The organism is Pseudomonas sp. 2822-17 (genome assembly GCF_002742485.1).
GTDB lineage: Bacteria > Pseudomonadota > Gammaproteobacteria > Pseudomonadales > Pseudomonadaceae > Aquipseudomonas > Aquipseudomonas cyclaminis.
The window spans coordinates 1-355 of the sequence record NZ_LJRZ01000306.1 but is presented as its reverse complement, the minus strand read 5'-3'; the positions used below and the strand labels follow the sequence as shown (position 1 = coordinate 355).

Sequence of the window (355 nt, the reverse complement as noted above, 5' to 3'; positions counted from 1 at the left end):
GTCCATTATCTACAAACTCATAGTCTCTATCTCCCATTAGAGCATGACGAATATCATAACAAACCCCTAGCACTCTCATGCGAGACGAATAATATGCTTCTATTTCATCTTCTTTTCCCACTACAGTATGTAAAGCTTCATATAAATTGTCAAAATCCATATTGTCACCATATAAAGCGATCCCTGTATTATTTGGTGTGTTTTTTGCAAATAACATTTATATTGCTCCTTTAATGTGTGAATTTCATTTGATTTGTGTGTAATAGTTGCTTCTGTCATACATTATCATCTTCAAAAACAATAATAACCCCTCACAACCAAAATAACTAGTGTTGGGTGTAAAATTGTGAAGGAC

General features: G+C 33.2%; 1 protein-coding gene. It reads right to left on the bottom strand.

Going from position 1 to position 355, the window contains the following annotated elements:
* Nucleotides 1-217 (bottom strand): hypothetical protein (locus tag AOA60_RS07535; RefSeq protein ID WP_218240578.1); only part of this gene is annotated, 217 nt, incomplete at its 3' end.
* Between the last annotated feature and the right edge of the window lie 138 nt (nucleotides 218-355).